General features: G+C 67.1%; 17 protein-coding genes and 1 tRNA gene. 5 read left to right on the top strand and 13 right to left on the bottom strand.

What is annotated here, in order from left to right; translation table 11 throughout:
* Positions 1-72 precede the first annotated feature (72 nt).
* Together FFS09_RS26660 and mutY are read left to right on the top strand one after the other, a co-directional pair.
* Positions 73-2,019, top strand: a complete 1,947-nt coding sequence (locus FFS09_RS26660; protein WP_137921951.1) for a dynamin family protein — start codon at positions 73-75, stop codon at positions 2,017-2,019.
* Positions 2,016-3,116 carry an A/G-specific adenine glycosylase gene (mutY, locus tag FFS09_RS26655; protein ID WP_137921950.1) on the top strand — a complete coding sequence of 367 codons (1,101 nt, stop codon included), beginning with the start codon at positions 2,016-2,018 and terminating at the stop codon, positions 3,114-3,116. The genes FFS09_RS26660 and mutY overlap by 4 nt, the downstream gene beginning before the upstream one ends.
* Positions 3,117-3,136: 20 nt before the next feature.
* Here mutY and rapZ read toward each other — a convergent pair whose 3' ends face one another.
* The 3 genes from rapZ to FFS09_RS26640 are packed head-to-tail and all read right to left on the bottom strand — an operon-like array spanning position 3,137 to position 6,682.
* A complete protein-coding gene (gene rapZ, locus FFS09_RS26650; protein WP_137921949.1) occupies positions 3,137-4,054 on the bottom strand; it encodes an RNase adapter RapZ in 918 nt (305 codons plus the stop codon).
* 11 nt (positions 4,055-4,065) lie between these two features.
* Positions 4,066-5,709: a DNA repair protein RecN gene (gene recN / locus FFS09_RS26645; RefSeq protein WP_137921948.1), complete on the bottom strand. Its 1,644-nt coding sequence runs from the start codon at positions 5,707-5,709 to the stop codon at positions 4,066-4,068.
* A 55-nt stretch (positions 5,710-5,764) separates the two neighbouring features.
* A complete protein-coding gene (locus tag FFS09_RS26640; RefSeq protein ID WP_137921947.1) occupies positions 5,765-6,682 on the bottom strand; it encodes an NAD kinase in 918 nt (305 codons plus the stop codon).
* Between the two features lie 95 nt (positions 6,683-6,777).
* On the opposite strand from FFS09_RS26640, the gene hrcA reads away from it, so the two are divergent.
* Together hrcA and FFS09_RS26630 are read left to right on the top strand one after the other, a co-directional pair.
* Positions 6,778-7,797 (top strand): heat-inducible transcriptional repressor HrcA, encoded by a 1,020-nt coding sequence (hrcA, locus tag FFS09_RS26635; RefSeq protein WP_137921946.1) that lies wholly within the window; start codon positions 6,778-6,780, stop codon positions 7,795-7,797.
* A 37-nt stretch (positions 7,798-7,834) separates the two neighbouring features.
* Positions 7,835-7,911, top strand: a tRNA-Ile gene (locus FFS09_RS26630).
* Between the two features lie 51 nt (positions 7,912-7,962).
* Here FFS09_RS26630 and FFS09_RS26625 read toward each other — a convergent pair.
* The 4 genes from FFS09_RS26625 to FFS09_RS26610 form a co-directional block, all read right to left on the bottom strand.
* Positions 7,963-10,965: a calcium-binding protein gene (locus FFS09_RS26625; RefSeq protein WP_137921945.1), complete on the bottom strand. Its 3,003-nt coding sequence runs from the start codon at positions 10,963-10,965 to the stop codon at positions 7,963-7,965.
* A gap of 193 nt (positions 10,966-11,158) precedes the next feature.
* Positions 11,159-11,572, bottom strand: a complete 414-nt coding sequence (locus FFS09_RS26620; protein WP_137921944.1) for a DUF6691 family protein — start codon at positions 11,570-11,572, stop codon at positions 11,159-11,161.
* An 11-nt stretch (positions 11,573-11,583) separates the two neighbouring features.
* Positions 11,584-12,021 (bottom strand): YeeE/YedE family protein, encoded by a 438-nt coding sequence (locus tag FFS09_RS26615; RefSeq protein ID WP_137921943.1) that lies wholly within the window; start codon positions 12,019-12,021, stop codon positions 11,584-11,586.
* A 59-nt stretch (positions 12,022-12,080) separates the two neighbouring features.
* Positions 12,081-12,971, bottom strand: coding sequence for a LysR family transcriptional regulator (locus FFS09_RS26610; protein WP_137921942.1), 891 nt, complete (start codon positions 12,969-12,971; stop codon positions 12,081-12,083).
* 116 nt (positions 12,972-13,087) lie between these two features.
* Here FFS09_RS26610 and FFS09_RS26605 point away from each other — a divergent pair, with 116 nt between their 5' ends.
* Entirely contained in the window at positions 13,088-13,837 is a 750-nt protein-coding gene (locus FFS09_RS26605) for an SDR family oxidoreductase (protein WP_137921941.1), read from the top strand.
* A 2-nt stretch (positions 13,838-13,839) separates the two neighbouring features.
* Here the strand turns inward: FFS09_RS26605 and FFS09_RS26600 are convergent, their stop codons facing one another.
* The 6 genes from FFS09_RS26600 to zwf all read right to left on the bottom strand — a co-directional run.
* A complete protein-coding gene (locus FFS09_RS26600) occupies positions 13,840-14,130 on the bottom strand; it encodes a hypothetical protein (protein WP_137921940.1) in 291 nt (96 codons plus the stop codon).
* Positions 14,131-14,382: 252 nt separating this feature from the next.
* Positions 14,383-15,960 (bottom strand): glucose-6-phosphate isomerase, encoded by a 1,578-nt coding sequence (pgi, locus tag FFS09_RS26595; protein WP_171020209.1) that lies wholly within the window; start codon positions 15,958-15,960, stop codon positions 14,383-14,385.
* A 40-nt stretch (positions 15,961-16,000) separates the two neighbouring features.
* On the bottom strand, positions 16,001-16,639 hold the full coding sequence (gene eda / locus FFS09_RS26590; RefSeq protein ID WP_137921938.1) for a bifunctional 4-hydroxy-2-oxoglutarate aldolase/2-dehydro-3-deoxy-phosphogluconate aldolase: 639 nt from the start codon (positions 16,637-16,639) through the stop codon (positions 16,001-16,003).
* Between the two features lie 25 nt (positions 16,640-16,664).
* On the bottom strand, positions 16,665-18,503 hold the full coding sequence (gene edd, locus FFS09_RS26585; protein ID WP_137921937.1) for a phosphogluconate dehydratase: 1,839 nt from the start codon (positions 18,501-18,503) through the stop codon (positions 16,665-16,667).
* Between the two features lie 19 nt (positions 18,504-18,522).
* Positions 18,523-19,260 (bottom strand): 6-phosphogluconolactonase, encoded by a 738-nt coding sequence (gene pgl, locus FFS09_RS26580; RefSeq protein ID WP_137921936.1) that lies wholly within the window; start codon positions 19,258-19,260, stop codon positions 18,523-18,525.
* Between the two features lie 4 nt (positions 19,261-19,264).
* On the bottom strand, positions 19,265-20,722 hold a 1,458-nt coding region (gene zwf / locus FFS09_RS26575; protein ID WP_252374535.1), incomplete at its 5' end, for a glucose-6-phosphate dehydrogenase.

Genomic DNA, 20,722 nt, shown 5'->3' with positions numbered 1-20,722 from the left:
GGGCTCAGGCACCGGCCGGGCTTCTCGCGAAAGCCGATGCTATATTGGTCCATTGACCGAGAATCAGGCCCCATGAGCTTCAATCAGGAATTCGACCAGCACGGTATATGGCGCAAGCAGTTTGCCTTGCGTCTGAAACTTCTATCCGAATGGCTGGTGGATCACGACCTGATGGAGCCTGGTGTTCGCGAGCGGCTGGACCAGCTCCACGCCCAGGTCAAGAACGACAAGATCACGGTGGCCTTCGTGGCCGAGTTCTCTCGGGGCAAGTCCGAGCTGATCAATGCGGTGTTTTTCGCGGGCTATGGCCGGCGCATCATGCCGGCGAGTGCGGGCCGCACCACCATGTGCCCGACCGAACTGGGCTACGACGCGGAGATTCCGCCTTGCCTGCGCCTGCTGCCGATTGAGTCGCGGCTGCAGCCGCAGTCCTTGCAGGACTGGCGCAACGCGCCCGACAAATGGGAGCGCGTCGACCTGGACGTGAACGACCCCAAGCAACTGGCGCGCATGATCCAGAAGGTGGCCGAGGTGCGCCGGGTGACGCAGGCCGAGGCCGCCGCCCTGGGTTTCTGGCACGACGAAGCGCCCGACGACAACCCCTTGCCCGGTCCCGATGGCATGGTCGAAGTGCCCAAATGGCGCCATGCCCTCGTCAACATGGCGCACCCCTTGCTCAAGCAAGGTCTGGTGATTCTGGACACACCGGGCCTCAACGCCATTGGCGCGGAGCCCGAACTCACGGTGAGCCTGTTGCCTCAGGCCCATGCCGTGGTGTTCATCCTGGCGGCCGACACCGGCGTGACCAAGTCCGACCTGACGATCTGGCGCCAGCACCTGTCGGTTCTGGGCGAAGGGCGCGAGTCACGCCTGGTGGTGCTCAACAAGATCGACACCATGTGGGATGCGCTGAGTTCGCCCGAGCAGGTGCAGTTGCAGATTGCCTCGCAGCGCACCGACTCGGCCGAAATCCTGGGCGTGCCGGCACGCCAGGTGCTGGCGGTGTCGGCCCAGAAGGGTTTGCTGGCCAAGGTGCACCGCGACAAACAACTGCTCGAGGCCAGCAATCTGCTGGAGCTGGAAACCGCGCTGGGCGAAGACCTGCTGGGCCAGCGCCGCAAGATCCTGAGCGCCGTGGTGGCCAAGGGCATTCAAGCGCTGCGGGTGGAAACCGGCCGATTGGTGCACACGCGGGCGCGTGACCTGGTCGAACAGATTCAGGAACTGGAAGGCCTGCGCGGCAAGAACGCCGGTGTGATCAAGCAGATGCGCCTGCGCATCGAGCAGGAACAGGCCGACTTCGACGCCAGCGGCGCCAAGATTCAGGCCGTGCGCTCGGTGCACCTGCGCCTGCTCAAGGACCTCTTCGCCATGCTCAGCGCCTCGCACCTCAAGGCCGAGGTGGCCACGCTGGGCAAGACGCTGAAGCAGCCCGGCATCAAGCTGGGCGTGCGCCGCGCCTACAACCACACCTTCGACCGCTTGCGCAGCGATCTCGCCAAGGCCGATCGCATGGCGGGCGAGATCCAGTCCATGCTGGAAGGCAGTTTCAAGAACCTGAATGCAGAGTACGGTTTCTCGTTGCAGGCGCCTGTGTCGCCCAAGCTGGGGCAATACGCCAGGGACCTGGACCTGATCGAGAAGAGCCATCTGCAGTACCTCAGCCTGGGCAACGCGTTGCGCCTGGCACAGCCCGAGTTCGCCGAGCGCCTGGCGCGCGCGCTCATGAGCCGTCTGCGTGTGGTTTACGACACCGCCGTCAACGAGGTTGAACTCTGGAACAAGTCGGCGGCCGCGCAGCTGGACGCGCAATTGCGTGAACGCCGCCGCAACTTCAGCCGGCGCATCGAGGCGGTCTCGCGCATCCAGCAGGCCGCGGGCGGGCTGGACGAGCGCATCCGCGAACTGCAGTCGCAGCAGGCCGAGCTCAATCTGCTCGATACCAAACTCGGCGAACTGACCGACCACCTGCTGGCCGCTCCCGAAGAGGAACAACCCGTCGAAGCACTCGTGGCATGAGCCGCGCAGTGGTTGTGCCGGCGGATGCCGGCGATGCAGTGCTGCCGAGCGACTTCGCGCCGCTGCTGATTGAATGGCAACGCCGTGCGGGCCGCAGCGGCCTGCCCTGGCAGCACACCCGAGACCCCTATCTCGTGTGGTTGTCCGAGGTCATGTTGCAGCAGACCCAGGTCAGCTCGGTGTTGTCGTACTACCCCCGATTCCTGGCGCGCTGTCCCGACGTGCAAGCCTTGGCGAGCGCTTCGTCCGACGAGGTGATGGCGCTCTGGAGCGGGTTGGGCTATTACAGCCGGGCGCGCAATCTGCACCGTTGCGCGCAAGTGGTGGTGCGCGATCATGGTGGTGTCTTTCCTCGCACCGCAGAAGGCTTGCAAACCTTGCCGGGCATCGGTGCCTCGACGGCGGCCGCGATCGCGGCCTTTTGCTACGGTGAGCGCATTTCGATTCTGGATGGCAACGTGCGGCGCGTGCTGTCCCGCCTGCTGGCGTTCGAGGGCGATCTTGCCCAGCAGGGCCCGCAGCGCGAACTCTGGTCCTTGGCGCAGGGGCTGCTGCCAGTGGGCCCCACGCTCGACGACATGACCGCGTACACCCAGGGTCTGATGGACCTGGGCGCCACCGTCTGCGCGCGCTCCAAGCCGACGTGCGACCGCTGTCCGGTGCGGCCCATCTGCCAGGCGCATGCGACCGAACAGACCCAGCGCTTTCCCATCAAGACGCGGCGTCTGGTGCGCCGTTTCGAGAACTGGTGGCTGTTGGTGGTGCGGGATGCGAGCGACGCGGCGCAGCCGCGCTTCTGGCTTGAACGCCGGCCGTCCAGCGGCATCTGGGCGGGTTTGTACTGTCCGCCGGTGTACGCCGACGAGGCGGCCTTGCTGGCGGCATTGCCTGAGAGCTTGCGCGGTCGGCTGGAGGCGCTCGAACCGGTGGCCCACAGCCTCACGCACCGCGAGTTGCGCTTGCATCCCTTGCTGCTGCAACTCCCTGCCGGGCGTGTGCAACCATTGCCGCCAGGGCAGTGGGTCAACGCGTCCGACCTGGCCGCGCACGGCCTTCCCGCGCCGGTGCGGCTGCTGCTGCAATCACTGAGCCACTAACCGCTGTGCGCTGAGGCGGGTCAGACGTGGAGCCGGCTGTCAGGGCCCGGCCATTGGTCGCTTTCGCGGTGACGCACCCGCGTGAACCACTCGGTGGCGAACGCATAGGACAGTTGTTCCACCAGGTACACCGAGCGGTGCTGCCCACCGGTGCAGCCGATCGCCACCGTGACGTAGCTGCGGTGGTCGCGCGCCATGTGGGGCAGCCACTGGCGCAGGAACGCGGTGATCTGCTGCTCCATCTGCTGCACGTCAGGCTGGGCGGCGAGGAATTTGGCCACTGCGCCGTCCAGCCCCGTGAGGGGTTTGAGCTCGGGTTCGTAGTGCGGGTTGGGCAGCATGCGCACGTCGAACACGTAGTCGGCGTCCATGGGGATGCCCCGCTTGTAGGCAAACGATTCGAACACCAGCGTCAACGGTGACTGCACGGCACCCATCAGTTCCTTGACCTGGCTGCGCAGGCGGGTCGGACGGATCAGGCTGGTGTCGAGCACCAGCGCTTGCTCGCGCAATTCGCCCAGCAACTCGCGCTCGTATTCGATGGCTTCCGTGAGGGCACGGTGCTGATCCCGCGCCTGCTTGAGCGACAAGGGATGCAGGCGCCGCGTTTCGGAAAACCGCCGCACCAGCGTTTCGGTGGTGGCGTCGAGGAACACGGTGGTGAGTTGCACCGGCCCGTTGGGGCGATCCCGGAGCTTTTCGAGGCGACGAGGCAACCCCGGCAGCGACGCGGCGCTGCGCACGTCCATGGCGATAGCGATTTTGGGCGTGCCGTTGCTCTGCTGCAGGTCGACAAAGGACTCCAGCAATTCGGGCGGCAGGTTGTCCACGCAATAGAAACCCACGTCTTCGAGCGCGGTGAGCGCCACCGACTTGCCCGAGCCGGACATGCCGGTGATCAGCACGAGTTGGGTGGAGGTGTCTTCTGTCGGGTTCATGTGAAAAAAGCTCAGGCGGCCAGCATCTCGCGGGCATGGGCGAGCGAAATTTCGGATTGCTCGCCACCGCCAAGCATGCGCGCAAGTTCGTGCACGCGCGCGTCTTCGGCGATGGGCGACACGGTGCTCTGCGTCTGGCGGCCGTTGGCCTGCTTGCTGACCAGCAAATGGTGGTCGGCACAGGCCGCGACCTGGGGCAGGTGGGTCACGGCAAGCACCTGGCGGTCTTTGCCGAGCTGGCGCAGCAACTGGCCGACGGTGTGGGCGACGGCGCCGCCGATGCCGGAATCCACTTCGTCGAAGATCAGCGTGGGGGCCTGGCCCAGGCGGCTGGTGACGACGGAAATGGCGAGCGCAATGCGCGAGAGTTCACCCCCCGATGCGACCTTGCCGACCGGCTTGGGCGTGGCGCCCGCATGGCCCGCCACACGAAACTCGACCTGCTCCGCGCCATGGGCCTGCGGCTCGTCCAGCGGCAAGAGCGCCACTTCGAACGCGCCGCCTTTCATGCCCAGCGTCTGCATGGTGGCGGTGACGGACCTGGAGAGTTTGGGCGCGGCCTTCTGGCGTTCCTTGGTGACGGCTTGCAGTGCCGCGGTGAAGATTTTCCAGTCGGCGCGCTCGGCTTTCTGCAGCGCGTCCAGATCCAGCGCCTGGTCCACCTGGGCCAGCTCGGTCTTCCACTGCGCATGCACCTCGGCCAATTCCTCGGGCGTGCGGCGGTAGCGCCGTGCGAGCGACATCCACAGCGAGAGGCGCTGGTCGAGTGCTTCCAGGCTGGCGGGGTCCTGCTCGGTGTGGCGGCCGTATTGGTGTAGCACATGCACGGTGTCCTGCACCTGTGCGAGCGCCGCCTCGAGCGCTTCGATGGCGCTGGCAAACTGCGGCTCGATGTGCGCCTGGGCCTGCAAGGCGCTCAGCGCGCGGTGGATCAGCGCAGCGGCGTTGGCGTCGTCTTCGTCCAGCGCGGTCGCCGCCGTCTGCGCCGCATCGAGCAGGGCCTGGGCATTGGCCAGGCGGCCGTGCTGCGCGTTGAGCTCTTCCCATTCGCCGGCCTGGGGCGCGAGCTTGTCGAGGTCGGCGATCTGCCACGACAGGCGCTCGCTCTCCTGTTTCAGCGTGTTCTGTTTTTCGGTGGCAACGTCCAGCGCCTTGCGCCGTTGCCGCCATTGCGCCCAGGCCTGTGCGGCGGGCGCGGTGTCGATACCGGCGTAGGCGTCGAGCAGGTCGCGCACCGCGTCGGCGCGGGTGAGGCTTTGCCAGGCATGCTGGCCATGGATGTCCACCAGTCCATCGGCCAGGGCCTTGAGCTGGGTGACGGTGGCCGCGCTGCCGTTGATCCAGGCGCGGCTGCGGCCATCCGTGTCGACCGTGCGGCGCAGCAGCAGGCTGTCTTCCGCCGCAAAACCCTGCTCTTCCAGCCATGGTGTGAGCGAGTCGGGCACGTCGAACTCGGCGGCGATATCGCAGCGCGCCGCGCCTTCGCGCACCACGCCGCTGTCGGCGCGGGCGCCGAGCGCGAGCTGCAGTGCATCGATCAGGATGGATTTGCCGGCGCCGGTCTCACCGGTCAGCACGCCAAAGCCCTGCTCGAGTTCCAGGTCCAGGGATTGCACGATGACGAAGTCGCGCAAAACGATGCGTCGAAGGCTCATGAATGTGGGCGGTGCGGTAGATGAAAAGGGGAACGGCCGTATTTTGACCGGCCTTTCAGCCGCCTTCGTTCCAGTGGAGCTTCTTGCGCAGGGTGTCGAAGTAGCTCCATCCCACGGGATGCAGCAACCGCAGCGCATGCTCGGAGCGGCGCACCACGATGCGGTCGCCGTGCAGCAGGCTGGTGAGGGACTGCATGTCGAAATTGGCGCTCGCATCGCGGCCGGAGACGATTTCCAGCGCGATCTCGCTGTGCGAAGGAATGACCACGGGGCGGTTGGACAGCGTGTGCGGCGCGATCGGCACCATCACGAAACCGTCAATGCCCGGGTGCAGCAAAGGGCCGCCGGCCGAGAGCGCATAGGCGGTGGAGCCGGTGGGTGAGGCGATGATCAGGCCGTCGGCGCGCTGGTTGGCCACGAAATGGCCGTCCACTTCCACCCGCAGCTCGATCATGCTGGCCACGCCGCCGCGGTTGACCACCACGTCGTTGAGCGCGGTGGCCTCGAACACGCAATGCCCGTCGCGCCAGACCGCGCCCGCCATCAGCGTGCGGGCGTCTTCGGTGAATTCACCGCGCAACATGGGCCGCAACGTTTCCCGGTAGCAGTCAAAGGGAATGTCTGTGATGAAGCCCAGACGGCCCTGGTTGATGCCGATCAGGGGCACGCCATAACGCGCCAGCTGACGCCCGATGCCCAGCATGGTGCCGTCGCCACCGACCACCAGTGCCAGATCGCAGGCCTTGCCGATGGCGGCCACCGCCAGCGCAGGGTACTGGGCCAGGCCGGTGTTGGCGGCGGTTTCCTGCTCCAGGGACACGTCGCAACCCTCGTCGTGCAGAAAGTGCGCGATCTCGTCGACGGCATGGCGCGCACCGGGTGCGTGGTACTTGCCGACGATGGCCACATGCGCAAAACGCAGCGGCTTGCTCGAGCGGGAGGGTGCGGACCGGGTGTCCGTGGTCAGGGTCATGCGGGGCATTACAGCACAGCTTCCCTGTGGTGGAATGGCATAAAACCCGTGGAGCGCGCGGTGCACGGGACCCTGTCCATCCTTAGAATGAAGCCATGTTGGATGACCGCGCCAAACTGTTGCTGAAAGCCCTCGTCGAGCGATACATCGCCGACGGTCAACCCGTGGGTTCGCGCACGCTCGCCAAGGCCGGTGGCATGGACCTTTCGCCCGCCACCATCCGAAACGTGATGAGCGACCTGGAGGAGCTCGGCCTGATCGCCAGCCCGCACACCTCGGCCGGGCGCATTCCGACCGCGCGCGGCTACCGCCTGTTCGTCGACACCATGCTCACCGTGCGGCGCGACAACCTGGCCAGCGTCAACGACATGGCCGGCCCCGGCATCGAAGCGGGCCAGGCGCACCGTGTGATCAGCAATGCGGCACAGATGTTGTCGAACCTCTCGCACTTTGTCGGGGTGGTCACCGCGCCGCGCCGCGCTTCCGTGTTCCGCCACATCGAATTTCTAAGCCTGTCGGAACGGCGCGTGCTGGTGATCATCGTCTCGCCCGACGGCACGGTGCAGAACCGCATCATCCACACGCAGGTCAATTTCACGCAACCGCAATTGCTCGAGGCCGCGAACTTTCTCAACGCGCACTACCCGGGGCTCACCATGGAATCGGTGCGCGAGCGCCTCAGGACCGAAGTGGATGCGCTGCGCGGCGAGATCGCCGATCTCATGAAGGCGGCGGTGGACATCGGCGCGGAGGCGAGCGAGGAGCAGGACGCGGTGGTGGTCTCCGGCGAGCGCAACCTGCTGTCGGTCAGCGAGTTCTCCAGCGACATGGGCAACCTGCGCCGCATGTTTGATCTCTTCGAACAGAAGACCCAGTTGATCCGGCTGCTCGACGTGTCGGCGCAGGCCGATGGGGTGCGCATCTACATCGGCGGCGAAAGCCAGGTAGTGCCGTACGAAGACCTCTCGGTGGTGACCGCGCCCTACGAGGTGGACGGCCAGGTCGTCGGCACCTTGGGCGTGATCGGCCCGCAGCGCATGTCGTACGAGCGCATGATCCAGATCGTGGACGTCACGTCCAAGCTGGTGGGCAATGCGCTGAGCCACCACAAGTGAATGCGGGCGGCAAGCGGCGTCTACAATTCTGCGCTTCGGGCCGTTAGCTCAGTTGGTTAGAGCAGAGGACTCATAATCCTTTGGTCGTTGGTTCAAGTCCAACACGGCCTACCAGTGGAAAAACAGCAGCCTTTCGGGCTGCTGTTTTTTCTTGGGGCTTCGGGTTCAGGCGAACAGGAAGTCCGACTCGACGAGTGGGCCGTTGCCTTGCGACCCCATCCCGTTCACTTCGACCCGGCCCAGCGTCGACGTGACGATGCTCGAGAAGCCGCCAAATTCGTTGTCCTGGATCGTCAGGTCATTGAAGGTCAGCCCCGAGTTTCGGAGGTCGATCTTGTCGTTGTCCGCCCGGGTGAAATCCTCGACAAATTCCCCGAAGCCACCGTCGTTCCATTGCGGCCCGAACACGAACAGGTCGGCGCCCGCGCCGCCGAAATACTGATCGTTCTGCTGCCCGCCGATCAGGATGTCGTCGCCGCCGTCGAAGTCGACCAGCGATGTGCTCCCGGCCCCGGCCTGCAGCGTGTCGTTGCCGGCACCCCCTTCCAGGGAGGTGAAGGAGAACACGTCGTCACTGCCCGTCAGGAAGTCGTTGCCGTCGCCGCCCGAGGCGGTGCCGCCACCGCCGAGCGTCAGCGTGTCGTCGCCGGCTTCACCGAACAACTGATCGAAGCCGCCGAGCCCGCCATGGAGGGTGTCATTGCCGTCGCCGCCGTGCACCTCATCGTCGCCGCCCAGCGCCAACACCTGGTCGTCGCCGCCCGCCGCGAAGATCCGGTCATCGCCTTCGGTGCCGGTGATGACGTCATTGCCGTTGGTGCCGGCAATGATGAAGTCCGTGTTGTCGAAGTCGTCGACGGTGAAGTTGCGGATGCCCTCGAACCGCACGACAAAGTCGTTGGCGTTGAGCACACCGTCGTCGTTGGTGTCGGCGATCAGGTAGGTGCTGCCATTGCGTTGCGCATACCCGAGCTGTGTCAGCTCGTCATTGGCGCCTGGCAGGGCGGCGCCGCTTCTGGGGTTGATACCGAGATTGCCGACGAAGGCGAACGTCCCGCTGGTCAGCCGGATCACGTCGCCACCGGCCGCGCCGGCACCCTGGAAGTCGGTCACCACGTCTTGCTCGGCGAACACCGAGTCCGGCTGGAAGGCGCCAGCGTTGAAGTTGAACTGGTCGTCCCCCGCACCACCGGTGACGGTGTCGGCGCCTTCCTCGGCCTCGAGTTCGTCGGCGCCCGCGCCACCATGGAGCTGGTCGGCGCCCAGGCCACCGAAGAGTTCGTCGTCGCCGGCGTCACCGTACATGATGTCGTTGCCATCGCCGCCGAACATGTCGTCGTTGTGGTTGCCGCCGTAGAGCGTGTCGTTGCCCGCATCACCATCGACGTCGTCGTCGCCGTCGCCGCCACGCACGGTGTCGTTGCCATCCCCGCCCGCCAGGACGGTGTCGCGACCGTCGCCGCCGTTGATGATGTCGTTGCCGGCGCCGCCGGTGATGCGGTCGATGCCGTCGTTGCCGTTGAGGGTGTCGCCACCATCGCCACCGGTGAGGACGTCATTGCCGAGGCCGCCACTCATCTCGTCGCCACCCAGACCGCCGATCAGAATGTCGTCGCCGGCGCCGCCGTTGATCGTGTCGCTGCCGGCGCCGCCATCGATGCGGTCATTGCCGTCCTTGCCGTTGATGGTGTCGCCGCCGCCCAGGCCGAGAATGATGTCATTGCCGCCCGTGCCGTTGAGGATGTCGGCGCCATTGGTGCCGGCAATGACGAAGGTGGTGTCGCCCGCGTCGCTGATCAGCCGGAAGTCCGATTGCACCAGGTTGTGCCTGCCGGTGAGCCGGACCGCGAAATCGTCGGCCTCGAAGACGCCGTCGTCATCCGAATCGGTGAAGATGACCGTGTCGTTGCCGACGAATGCGTAATGGAGCGCTGCCAGTCCGTCGCTCGCGGTGCCCATGGCCGCGCCGAAGGCCGGCAGGCTGCGGAGGCCACCGAAGCTGAGTTGCAGCTGGGGAAATGAGGGCAGCCTCAGCTGCAGCAGGTCGCCGCCCGCCACGCCGGCCCCCTGGAAATCGGTCACGCGGTCCTGCACCGTGGACGTCGAGTTGTCGTTGCCGACGTGCCAGGCGAAGGCGTCGGCACCGGCGCCGCCCGTGAGGGTGTCGGCGCCGATCACGCCGGCGAAGATGTCGTCGCCGCTCAGGGTGTCGTCGCCGACGCCGCCCATGAGCGTGTCATTGCCGCTGTTGCCGTTCAGGGCGTCGTTGCCGTCATTGCCCTCCAGCTGGTCGTCACCGGATCCCCCGAAAACGAAGTCGTCGCCGTCCCCCCCGCGCACGACGTCGTTGCCCTCGCCGCCATCGGCCGAGTCGTTGCCGGCATCGCCGTTGACCTGGTCATTCCCTTCGCCGCCGAGCAGGGCGATGCCCCCGGCAAATTCGCCCTGGTCGTCACCCTCGCCGCCGTTGATGGTGTCGTCCCCACTGCCGCCGTCGACGCGGTCAGAGCCGCCGAGGGCATTGACGGTGTCGTTGCCGCCGCCCGCGAAGATGTTGTCGTTGCCTTCGGTGCCGTTGATGGTGTCGTCGCCCTCGGTTCCGGCAATCACGAAGTTGGTGTCGCCGAAATCGGCCGCGGTGAGGTTCTGCGTGCCGGCGATGCGGGCCGTGAAGTCGCCGTCGTCATACGCACCGTCGTCATTGGTATCGCCGAAGACGAGGGTGTTGCCGCTGTCGAAGGCGAAGAAGATCGCTGTCGCGCCGTCTCCGGCGGCGCCGAGCGCCGTGCCTGAGGTCGGGGTGGCGCTCAAGCCACCGAAGCTGAGGAGGGTGCTGGGAACGAAGAAGGACGGGATCAGGAACAGATCATCCCCGCCGGCAACGCCGGCGCCTTGAAAATCGGTGATGGTGTCCAGCGTCACTGCGGTCGAGTCGCCGTCGAAGACCAGGAAGGCGAACGTGTCGGCACCGCCGCCGCCGGTCAGTGTGTCCGCGCCTTTGACGAAGAACCCGTCTCCCTGCAGTGTGTCGTCGCCATCGCCGCCGTCGACCACATCATTGCCGCCTTCGCCGCTCAGGAAGTCGTTGCCGCCCAGCCCCGAGATGTTGTCGTCTTCGTCCGTGCCGAAGAGGACGTCGTCGAACTCGCTGCCCGTGAATACAGCCATGCTTTTCTCCTGATAGGTTGAGGTGAAAATCGGCTGCACCGGGGCGGGAAGTTGTGGTTCGTGTCGCCCGATGTCGACGCCGAGGCCCTCTGACCGCCGGGCCTTGCGGGGCAATGATCCTAGGCTTGGCCTACCCGGGTGTCAATTGCACGACCTGACCGGGCATCGGGACTTCCGCTCGCAGTCCTGCGGCTCAAGCGCGTCGATCGACCCAGCTGTAGACGAACATGCCCGCAACCATCGCGGCGACGAACACCAGGGCCTTGATTTCACCCGCTGCGGTGGACACCAGCGCCGGGCCCGGGCAGAAGCCCGCCAGGCCCCAGCCCACGCCAAACACCAGGCCACCGATCAGCAAACGCCGGTCGATCTGGTTCGATCGAGGCAAGTGCAGCGCGCCGCCCAACAGATTGGTGGTGCGCTTCCGGATGAGCGCGAAAGCGAAGAAGCCCACGCCCACGGCGCCGGCCATCACCAGGGCCAGCGAGGGGTCCCAGAGGCCGAACAGATCAAGAAAGCCCAGGATCTTGGCGGGGTCGGTCATGCCCGAGAGCAGGAGGCCCAGACCGAACAACAGGCCGATGAGAAATTCGGTGATGCGTTGCATGTGGGCTCTCCTCAGAACAGTTGGCGTGCTGCGTACACGGTGACCATGCCCGCGCCCATGAAGACCAGGGTGGCCACGATGGAGCGCGGTGAGAGGCGCGAGATGCCGCACACGCCATGGCCGCTGGTGCAACCCGAGCCGTAGCGCGTGCCGAAACCCACCAGCAGGCCGGCCACGATCAGCAGGGCGAAGCTGGCGTCGATGCGCGGCGCACGAACGAGGCTCTCGGGCGCCAGCGCGCGATAGACCAGCGGTGCGCTGAAAAGCCCGAGCAGAAAGGCGATGCGCCAGCCCGCATCGCCCAGCCTGGGCGGCAGCAGGCCCCCCAGGATGCCGCTGACGCCGAGCACGCGGCCATTCAACAAGATGAACAGCGCCGCGGCGATGCCCACCAGAATGCCCCCGGCCAACGAGGCCCAGGGGGTGAAGTTGGCCCAATCGATGTTCATAGTTTCTCCTGCTGAAATGGGTGGAGCATACGGCGATGGGGTGCGTCGCGCCGCGTGGTTCAGTCCACGCCTCGGAACACCTCGCCGAGCCACTGGGTGAACACCCGCACGCGCGCCGACAGTTGCCGGCTGTGTGGGTACAGCACCGACACGGGCAGTGGCGGCGGTGGCTTGTCGGCCAGCACCTCGATCAATCGGCCTTGGGCCAGTTCGTCGGCCACGCGGTAACGCGGCACCTGCACCAGGCCGAGGCCGGCGACGGCAGCACCCGCGTACAGGTCGGCGCCCGTCACGGACACCACGCTGCCCAAGGCCAGGTGCTGCACCGCGCCGCCTACGGTGAACTCCAGCGGCAGCGCCTGCCCGGTGGCGCTGGAGAGGTAGTTCACCGCGCGGTGGCCGGACAGCGCCTCCAAGGTGGCGGGCACGCCAAACCGCTCCAGATAAGCGGGACTCGCGCAGGTGATCTGCCGCAGCAGCGCCACGCGCCGCGCGACCAGCGAGGAGTCGCGCAAGGGGCCCGCGCGCAGCACGCAGTCGACGCCTTCGCGCACCAGATCGACCAGCCGATCGTCTTCGCCCAGGTGCAGTTCCAGTTGTGGGTGGCGCGCGAGAAAGTCGGGCAGGGCCGGCACCACGAAGTTGCGCGCCAGCGTGCCCTGCAGGTTCACGCGCAGCAGGCCTTTGGGGTTGGTTTCGCGGAACAGGCCGTCGGCTTCTTCCAGGTCCGCCAGCAGGCCCGTGCAGCGCTGTCGGTAGGCCTCGCCGTCGGGTGTGAGCCGCACCGTGCGGGTGGTGCGCTCCAGCAGCCGCACACCCAGACGCGCTTCCAGCCGCTGGATCAGGTTGCTCACCGTGGCGCGCGGCAACTGCAGGTCGTCGGCGGCTTGTGTGAAGCTGCCGCGCTCGGCGATGCGCACGAACACCTGCATTTCCTGAAATCGGTCCATGTCCCGGTCTATTGTTTGTGAAATTCGAATTATGTTTCTAATTTAATGTCAATGATCTCTTTATCCGAACAGTTCATGATTCGCTGCATCCCTCCACTGCCGCACAAGGACACCTCATGAACACGCCTTCCATCCCTTCTTCCCCGGTCGCCATCGTCACCGGCGCCTCGCGCGGCATCGGCGCGGCCATTGCCCGCCGCCTTGCGGCGGACGGTTGCGCCGTGGCCGTCAACTACATGTCGGGCGCGGCCGACGCCGAGGTGCTGGTGACCGAGCTGCGCGCCGGTGGCGCGCGCGCCATCGCGGTGCGGGCCGACGTGTCCAGGCCCGACGAGGTGCGCGCCCTGTTCGACGCCACGGAGCAGCAACTCGGCCAGGTCGACGTGCTGGTCAACAACGCCGGCGTGCTCAAGACGCAGCCGCTGGCGCAGACCAGCGACGCGCTGTACGACCAGACGTTTGACATCAACGTGCGCGGCACCTTCAACACCTTGCGCGAAGCCGCCACGCGCTTGAACGAGGGCGGGCGCATCGTCAACTTCTCCAGCACCACGGTGGCGTTGAACCTGCCCGGCTACGGTGTCTACATCGCGAGCAAGGCCGCGGTCGAGTCGCTCACGCAGGTGTTTGCCAAAGAACTGCGCGGCCGCCGCATCACGGTCAACGCGGTAGCGCCCGGCCCGGTGGCAACGGCGCTGTTTTTTGAAGGCAAGACCGACGAGCAGATACAGACCTTCGCCAACATGCCGCCACTGCAACGGCTGGGTGAACCCGGCGATATCGCGTCGGTGGTGGGGTTTCTGGTGAGCCCGGCGGGGAGCTGGGTCAATGGCCAGGTGCTGCGCGCCAACGGCGGCCTGGCCTGAGCTTATTTGCGCAGCCGCGTTGGGGATATGCGCCGGGGGCCTCGATGGCTGTGTTGGTAGGCCTGCAGTTGCGCCTTGGACACGTTGCCTTCGAACAAGGGGGTGAGGTCGGACACGGCGAGCAAGGCGCTGGCTTCGTCGCGCTGCAGGCAGAGGGCTTGGGCCAGGTCGGCGCGCAGGAACCAGAGCGCTTCGATGCTCGGCGCGAAGCGGATGCGGTGTTCCAGCTGGGGGTTCAGCTCTGCGCCACGCACGCCGAGCACACGCAACATGGACTTCTGAATCAGCAGCATCGCCTGGGGGTCGGGCGTTTTTGAAGTCGTCTCCGTATTCGACGAAAGGATCGACGTCAAAGTACTGAAAAAAGTCTTGACTCTTTGCATGCTTATGGATGCTTTCCGGGTGTGCCTACATGGGCCTGAGTGAGTCTTCCTACCGGCTCGGTGTGCGGATTTATACCCTATACCGTATTGTTTTGTGCGGTGGCGCACAGACTGCGTCAGCTGAATTTCAGCTCCGCCGAATGCTGCAGTGCAAGGTAAGGGCTACGCGGCGGCGTTTTTCGCCATGGCCTTCGCCATCGTCTTGCCCAGCTCCACGCCCCACTGGTCGTAGGCGTTGATGTTCCAGATCGCGGCCTGGGTAAACACCTTGTGCTCGTACAGCGCGATCAGCGCACCCAGGCGCGCCGGGTCCAGGCGGTCGAGCCAGAGGATGTGGCTGGGGATGTTGCCGTCGAAGCTGCGGTGCGGCGCCATCGCGCGCGCCTCGGACTCGCTCAGGCCTTCTTTCTGCAGCGCAGCCTGTGTGTCGGTCAACGAACGGCCGAAGGCCATGGCTTCTGCCTGGGCACGCAGGTTGAGGTTGACCACCTCGTGGTGCGTGGCGGCGAGTGGCAAGGGCGTGTCTTCGTTCTGCACGCCGATGAAGTCCACCGGCACGGTGTGCTTGCCCTGGTGGATGAGCTGGAAGTAGGCGTGCTGCCCATCGATGCCGAGACCACCCCAGACGATGGGCCCGGTGTCGACCGTGGCGGGTGTGCCATCCAGGTGGGTGTGCTTGCCGTTGGACTCCATGTCCATCTGCTGCACGAACGGCGTAAAGCGCCCCAGGCGCGAGGCGTAGGGCACGATGAGATGCGTGGGCAGGCGCAGGAAGTTGCGGTTCCACAGGCCGTGCAGCGCCATCTGCACGGGCAGGTTCTGCGCCAGTGGCGTGCTGCGGAAGTGCTCGTCCATGGCGCGCGCGCCGGCCAGGAACAGGCGGAAGTGCTCGGCGCCGATGGCAATGGCCAGCGGCAGGCCCAGGGCCGACCACACCGAGTAGCGCCCGCCCACCCAGTCCCAGAACAGAAAGGTCCGCTCGGCCGGGTAGCCGAGCTTCGCCGCTTGCGCGGGTGAGGCGGTGATGGCCACGAGATGCCGGGACAGCGCATCGGCCGGGCAGCCGTTGTCGGTGAGCCAGCGCTGCGCGCTCGCGGCGTTGGTGAGTGTTTCCTGCGTGGTGAAGGTCTTGCTGGAGACGATCAGCAGCGTGCGTTTCGCATCGAGGTGGCGCAGCACGCTCCACAGCGCCCAGGCATCGGGATTGGAGACGTAATGCACGCGCACGCCCGGGTGCGCCAGATGGGCGAGGGCATCGGCCGCCATGCGCGGGCCGAGGTCGGAGCCGCCGATGCCGATGTTCACCACGTCGGTGATGGCGTCGCCCGCGTGGCCGCGCACGGTGCCGGCGCGCAGCGCTTCGGCGAAGTCGCAGATGCGTGCCAGTTCGCGTTGCACGTCGGACTGCACTGCCGTGCCCCAGGGGCCCGTGTGCAAGGGGTCGCCGCGCAGGGCGACGTGCAGCACCGGGCGGTCTTCGGTGTTGTTGATGTGCTCGCCCTTGAACATGGCGTCGCGTTGCCGGGCCACGCCGGCTTGCTCGGCCAAGTGGTTCAAGGCCTGCTGGATCGCGGGCGACACGCGTTGGCGGCTGGCGTCGAGCTCGATGCCGGCGGCTTTCAGGTTCATGCGCGCGGCGCGGCCCGTATCGGACGGCAACACGTCGCGCAGGTGGGGCTGGGGTGCCGCGGCGAGCGATTGCAGCTGCGCCCAGGCAGGCAGGGAGGTGGGCTGGGTCATGTCTCGTGAATGGCGGTTCTGGGGTTCGGTCGAGCAGCCATTAGACGCCAGCCGCCAGGGCGGTCGCTTCGCGCGCCAGTTGCGTGATGCGCTTCCAGTCGCCACTTTGCAGCGCGTCGGCCGGGGTGAGCCAGGAGCCGCCGGCCATGGCGACATTGGGCAGTGACAGCAGGGCGCGCAGGTTCTCGGTGCTCACGCCGCCGGTGGGGCAGAAGCGCACGTCGGGCAAGGGTGCGCCCAGGGCGGCGAGCATGGCGATGCCACCGGCCTGGGCGGCGGGGAAAAGTTTCATCAGCGTGAAGCCCTGGTCGCGGGCGCGCATCACCTCGCCGGGGGTCATCACGCCGGGAATGAAGGGCAGGTTCGCCGTGCGCACCGCGTCCACCAGTGCGTCGGTGCAGCCGGGTGAGAGGGCAAAGGTCGCGCCCGCGTTGATCACCTGCGGCACCTCGGCCGCGCGGGTGACAGTGCCGGCGCCGAGATGCATCGCCGGTACGTCGCGCGCCACGGCCTCGATGGCTTGCAGCGCCACGCCGGAGCGCAGGGTGATCTCCATCACGTCGATGCCGCCTTCGAGCAGCGCATGGGCCAGCGGCACGGCATGGGCGGCGTCCTTGAGCACGATCACGGGCACGACGCGGGATTTGAAACTGGGGCGGGTGAAGCAGGTGGTGGTCATGGTGTGGTGTGTTTCGTTGGCGTTGTCAAAGTGCTCCAAACAATGGCGAAGCCCCCAGCTCGGCCGCGCCGGCCTGCTGCCTGAACAGCCCGAACAGCTCGCGTCCGCTGCCGTGCGCATTGCCCGTGAGGTCGGGGTGCACGGTCTTGCGACGGGCCAGGGTCCTGGCCTCCACCTCGAGTTCGAGCACACCACGCTCGCAGTCGAGCGTGATCCAGTCGCCGTCGCGCACGCGCGCGATCGGGCCGTCGGCCAGGGCCTCGGGCGTGAGGTGGATGGCGGCGGGCACCTTACCCGATGCGCCGGACATGCGGCCGTCGGTGACCAGCGCCACCTTGAAGCCCTTGTCCTGCAGCACGGCCAGGGGTGGCGTGAGCTTGTGCAGCTCGGGCATGCCGTTGGCGCGCGGGCCCTGGTAGCGCACCACGGCGATCAGGTCGCGCTCGAGCTTGCCTTCGTTGAAGAGCGTGAGCAGGTCCTGCTGGTCGTTCACCACCACGGCCTGGGCGCGCACCACGCGGTGTTCGGGCTTGACGGCCGACACCTTGACCACGCTGCGTCCCAGGTTGCCTTGCAGCAGGCGCAGGCCGCCGTCGGCGCTGAAGGGGTCGCTCACCGGTCGCAGCACCGCCAGGTCGCCGCTCTGGTCGGGGGCCGGGCGCCAGGCGAGCTGGCCGTTGTCGAGCCAGGCTTCGCGCGTGTAGGCCTCCAGGCCCGCGCCCATCACCGTGTTCACGTCGGCGTGCAGCAAGCCCGCACCGAGCAGTTCTTTCATGAGGAAGCCCATGCCGCCGGCCGCGTGGAAGTGGTTCACGTCGGCGCTGCCGTTGGGGTACACGCGCGCCAGCAGTGGCACGGCGTGCGAGAGTTCGGCGAGGTCGTCCCAGTCGATCAGCACACCGGCCGCGCGCGACATGGCCACCAGGTGCAGCGTGTGGTTGGTGGAGCCGCCCGTGGCGAGCAGGCCCACGATGGCGTTGACGATGCTCTTCTCGGTCACGATGTCGGCCAGGCACAGCGCGGGCTCGCCGGTGCGCCCGGTGTTGGCGACGGCGCGCTTGACCGCGCCGCGCGTGAACGCGTCGCGCAGCGGCGTACCGGGGTTGACGAAGGAGGCGCCGGGCAGGTGCAGGCCCATGATCTCCATCAGCATCTGGTTGCTGTTGGCGGTGCCGTAGAAGGTGCAGGTGCCGGGGCTGTGGTATGCCTGTGCTTCGGATTCGAGCAACGCCTCGCGCCCCACCAGGCCTTGCGCGTACTGCTGGCGCACCTTGGCCTTGGCGTCGTTCGAAAGGCCCGAGGTCATGGGGCCCGCGGGCACGAACACCGCGCTGAGGTGACCGAACTGCAGCGCGCCCATGAAGAGGCCGGGCACGATCTTGTCGCAGATGCCGAGGAACAGCGCCGCATCGAACACGTTGTGCGTGAGCGCCACGGCGGTGGAGAGCGCGATCACATCGCGCGAGAACAGCGAGAGCTCCATGCCGGCCGCGCCCTGCGTGATGCCGTCGCACATGGCGGGCACCCCTCCGGCCACCTGCACGGTGGCGCCGAGCGCGTGCGCGTGGTCGCGGATTTTCTGCGGGTAGGTCTCGTACGGCTGGTGGGCCGAGAGCATGTCGTTGTAGGCCGTGACGATGCCGAGGTGTGGCGCGCGCTCGGCGTGGATCTTGAGCTTGTCGGCCAGCGGCAGCGCTGCCGTCGTGTGGGCCATGTTGGCGCATCCCATGCCGGTGCGCTGGGTGCCGCTCTTGCGCTGCGCGGCCATGGCGGCGAGGTAGGTGGCGCGCGTGGCGGCGCTGCGCTCGGTGATGCGCCGCGTGACGTGGGCCAGGGTGGGGTGAAGTGGGGCGTTGGTTGTCATCGTGGGGTTCCGATTTTTTTCAGGCCAGCCAGACACTGACGGGTGTGACGTGTTGGTTCAGCACCAGCGAGATCGGCAGGTTTTCATCAGCGGCCCGACAGGCCTGTTGGTACACGGCCAGCTTGGTGGCGCCGGTGATCGACAGCATCAGCTCGTGCGTGGTCAACAAGGCGGGCAGGGTGAGGGTCAGGCGCACGTGGGGTGCGGCCGGTGGGCGCAGCCAGGTCACCGGGCCGCTGTGGTGCAAGGCCTTGGGCAGCTGCGGCGCGCCGGGAAACAGCGAGGCGGTGTGGCCGTCTTCGCCCATGCCGAGCACGGCCACGTCCATGGGCCAGGGCTGTGCCGCCAGGCGCGCGTTGGCGCCATCGGCCAGGGCGTCGAGCGCGGCGTCGTCAAGCACGTCGGGCACCTGGTCGAAGAAGGGCACGAAGCTGGCCTTGGCCGCCGCGCCTTGCAGCAAATGGGTGCGCACCAGCGCGCTGTTGCTGTCGGGGTGGGTGTGCGGCACACAGCGTTCGTCCACCAGCAGCACCGTCACGTGGTCCCATTCCAGAGGCTGCTGGCGCAACTGCTCGAACAGGGCCACCGGCGACTTGCCCCCCGACACCGCGAGCACCGCATGGCCGCGCGTGGTGATGGCCTTGCGCAAGCGGCGCGCCATGTGCTGCGCCAGTTGCCGCGCGAGATGGTCCGCGCTGTTGGCGGTGTGCACCTGCAGCAGGGGTGGGGGCACCAGGCCGTCGTCGCGCGGGTTCATGGGCTCAAACCTCTTCGGCCCAAGCGGAGCCTTCGCGCGCCATGAGAGCGGACGAGGCCGCGGGCCCCCAACTGCCGGCGGTGTAGGGGCGGGGCTTCTCGTGCAGGGTGCTCCAGCCATCGATGATCGGCTCGACCCAGGTCCACGCGGCCTCCAGTTCGTCGCGCCGCATGAAGTGCGTGAGGCGGCCCTTGATCACGTCCATCAGCAGGCGTTCGTAGGCCTCGGCGCGGCGCGCGCTGAAGGCCGATTCCAGATCGAGGTTTAGGCTCACCGGGCGCAGCCGCATGCCGCTGCCGGGTTCCTTGGCCATCATCTGCAACTGCACGTGTTCCTCGGGCTGCAGGCGGATCATCAGGCGGTTGACCGGCTGGCGCGGCGCGTCGGGGAAGATGGTGTAGGGCAGGTCGGCGAATTCGATGACGATCTCCGAGCGCCGCTCGGCCATGCGTTTGCCGGTGCGCAGGAAGATCGGCACGTTGGCCCAGCGCCAGTTGTTGATGTGCGCGCGCAGGGCGACGAAGGTTTCGGTGGTGCTGTCGGCGGGCACGTTGGCTTCCTGCAGGTAGCCCGCGGCCTTGTCGCCATTCGATGCACCGGCGGTGTACTGGCCGCGCACGGTGTCGCGCGCCACATCGGCCACGGTCATGGGGCGCAGCGAGCGCAGCACCTTCAACTTTTCGTCGCGCACGGCGTCGGGGTCGAGCGACACCGGGGGCTCCATGGCCACGATGCAGAGCAGCTGCAGCAGGTGGTTCTGCACCATGTCGCGCAGCGCGCCGGTGCCGTCGTAGAAGCCGGCGCGGCTGCCCACGCCGACCGACTCGGCCACGGTGATCTGCACGCTCTTGATGTAGGGGCTGCGCCAGAGCGGTTCGAAGATGGTGTTGCCAAAGCGCAGCACCATCATGTTCTGCACGGTCTCCTTGCCCAGGTAGTGGTCGATGCGGAAGGTCTGCGCTTCGCTGAAGTAGCGGCCCACCTCGTCGTTGATGGCGCGCGCCGAGGCCAGGTCGTGGCCCAGCGGTTTTTCCAGCACCACGCGCGAGCGCTCATCGATCAGGCCCGCGCCATGCAGGTTCGCGCAGGTGGCGGTGAACAGCGTGGGGGCGGTGGCGAGGTAGAACACGCGCAGCGAGCCGGGTTGCAGCGCGCTGGCCAGGTTCGTGAAGTCGGCCGCCTGCGTGGCGTCGAGGCACACATAGTTCAGCCGCGCCACGAAGCGCTGCCACGCGGCTTCGTCCAGCGACTCGGGAGCGATGAAGCCGCGCACCTTGTCGTGGACGAAGGCGGTGAAGGTATCGCGGTCCCAGGGCTGGCGGCCCAGCGCATGGATGCGCGTGGCGTCGGGCAGGTTGTGGTGCAGGTGCGCCATGTACAGCGCGGGCAGCAGCTTGCGCACCGAGAGGTCGCCAGCGCCGCCAAAGATCACCAGGTCGATGGGCTCGGCGGCGGTGGGGTC

This window comes from Hydrogenophaga sp. 2FB, assembly GCF_005503365.1.
GTDB lineage: Bacteria > Pseudomonadota > Gammaproteobacteria > Burkholderiales > Burkholderiaceae_C > Hydrogenophaga.
This window is presented reverse-complemented; position numbering and strand designations above follow the sequence as displayed.

Excerpts from the sequence above, each read along its gene's own strand:
- pgi (WP_171020209.1), bottom strand. The coding sequence starts at position 15,960 with ATGACCCAGCCCACCTCCCTGCCTGCCTGGGCGCAGCTGCAATCGCTC.
- FFS09_RS26620 (WP_137921944.1), bottom strand. The coding sequence starts at position 11,572 with ATGCAACGCATCACCGAATTTCTCATCGGCCTGTTGTTCGGTCTGGGC.
- mutY (WP_137921950.1), top strand. The coding sequence starts at position 2,016 with ATGAGCCGCGCAGTGGTTGTGCCGGCGGATGCCGGCGATGCAGTGCTG.
- edd (WP_137921937.1), bottom strand. The coding sequence starts at position 18,503 with ATGACAACCAACGCCCCACTTCACCCCACCCTGGCCCACGTCACGCGG.
- rapZ (WP_137921949.1), bottom strand. The coding sequence starts at position 4,054 with ATGAACCCGACAGAAGACACCTCCACCCAACTCGTGCTGATCACCGGC.
- FFS09_RS26615 (WP_137921943.1), bottom strand. The coding sequence starts at position 12,021 with ATGAACATCGATTGGGCCAACTTCACCCCCTGGGCCTCGTTGGCCGGG.
- FFS09_RS26660 (WP_137921951.1), top strand. The coding sequence starts at position 73 with ATGAGCTTCAATCAGGAATTCGACCAGCACGGTATATGGCGCAAGCAG.
- recN (WP_137921948.1), bottom strand. The coding sequence starts at position 5,709 with ATGAGCCTTCGACGCATCGTTTTGCGCGACTTCGTCATCGTGCAATCC.
- FFS09_RS26610 (WP_137921942.1), bottom strand. The coding sequence starts at position 12,971 with ATGGACCGATTTCAGGAAATGCAGGTGTTCGTGCGCATCGCCGAGCGC.
- FFS09_RS26605 (WP_137921941.1), top strand. The coding sequence starts at position 13,088 with ATGAACACGCCTTCCATCCCTTCTTCCCCGGTCGCCATCGTCACCGGC.
- hrcA (WP_137921946.1), top strand. The coding sequence starts at position 6,778 with ATGTTGGATGACCGCGCCAAACTGTTGCTGAAAGCCCTCGTCGAGCGA.
- FFS09_RS26625 (WP_137921945.1), bottom strand. The coding sequence starts at position 10,965 with ATGGCTGTATTCACGGGCAGCGAGTTCGACGACGTCCTCTTCGGCACG.
- FFS09_RS26600 (WP_137921940.1), bottom strand. The coding sequence starts at position 14,130 with ATGCTGCTGATTCAGAAGTCCATGTTGCGTGTGCTCGGCGTGCGTGGC.
- FFS09_RS26640 (WP_137921947.1), bottom strand. The coding sequence starts at position 6,682 with ATGACCCTGACCACGGACACCCGGTCCGCACCCTCCCGCTCGAGCAAG.
- pgl (WP_137921936.1), bottom strand. The coding sequence starts at position 19,260 with ATGAACCCGCGCGACGACGGCCTGGTGCCCCCACCCCTGCTGCAGGTG.
- eda (WP_137921938.1), bottom strand. The coding sequence starts at position 16,639 with ATGACCACCACCTGCTTCACCCGCCCCAGTTTCAAATCCCGCGTCGTG.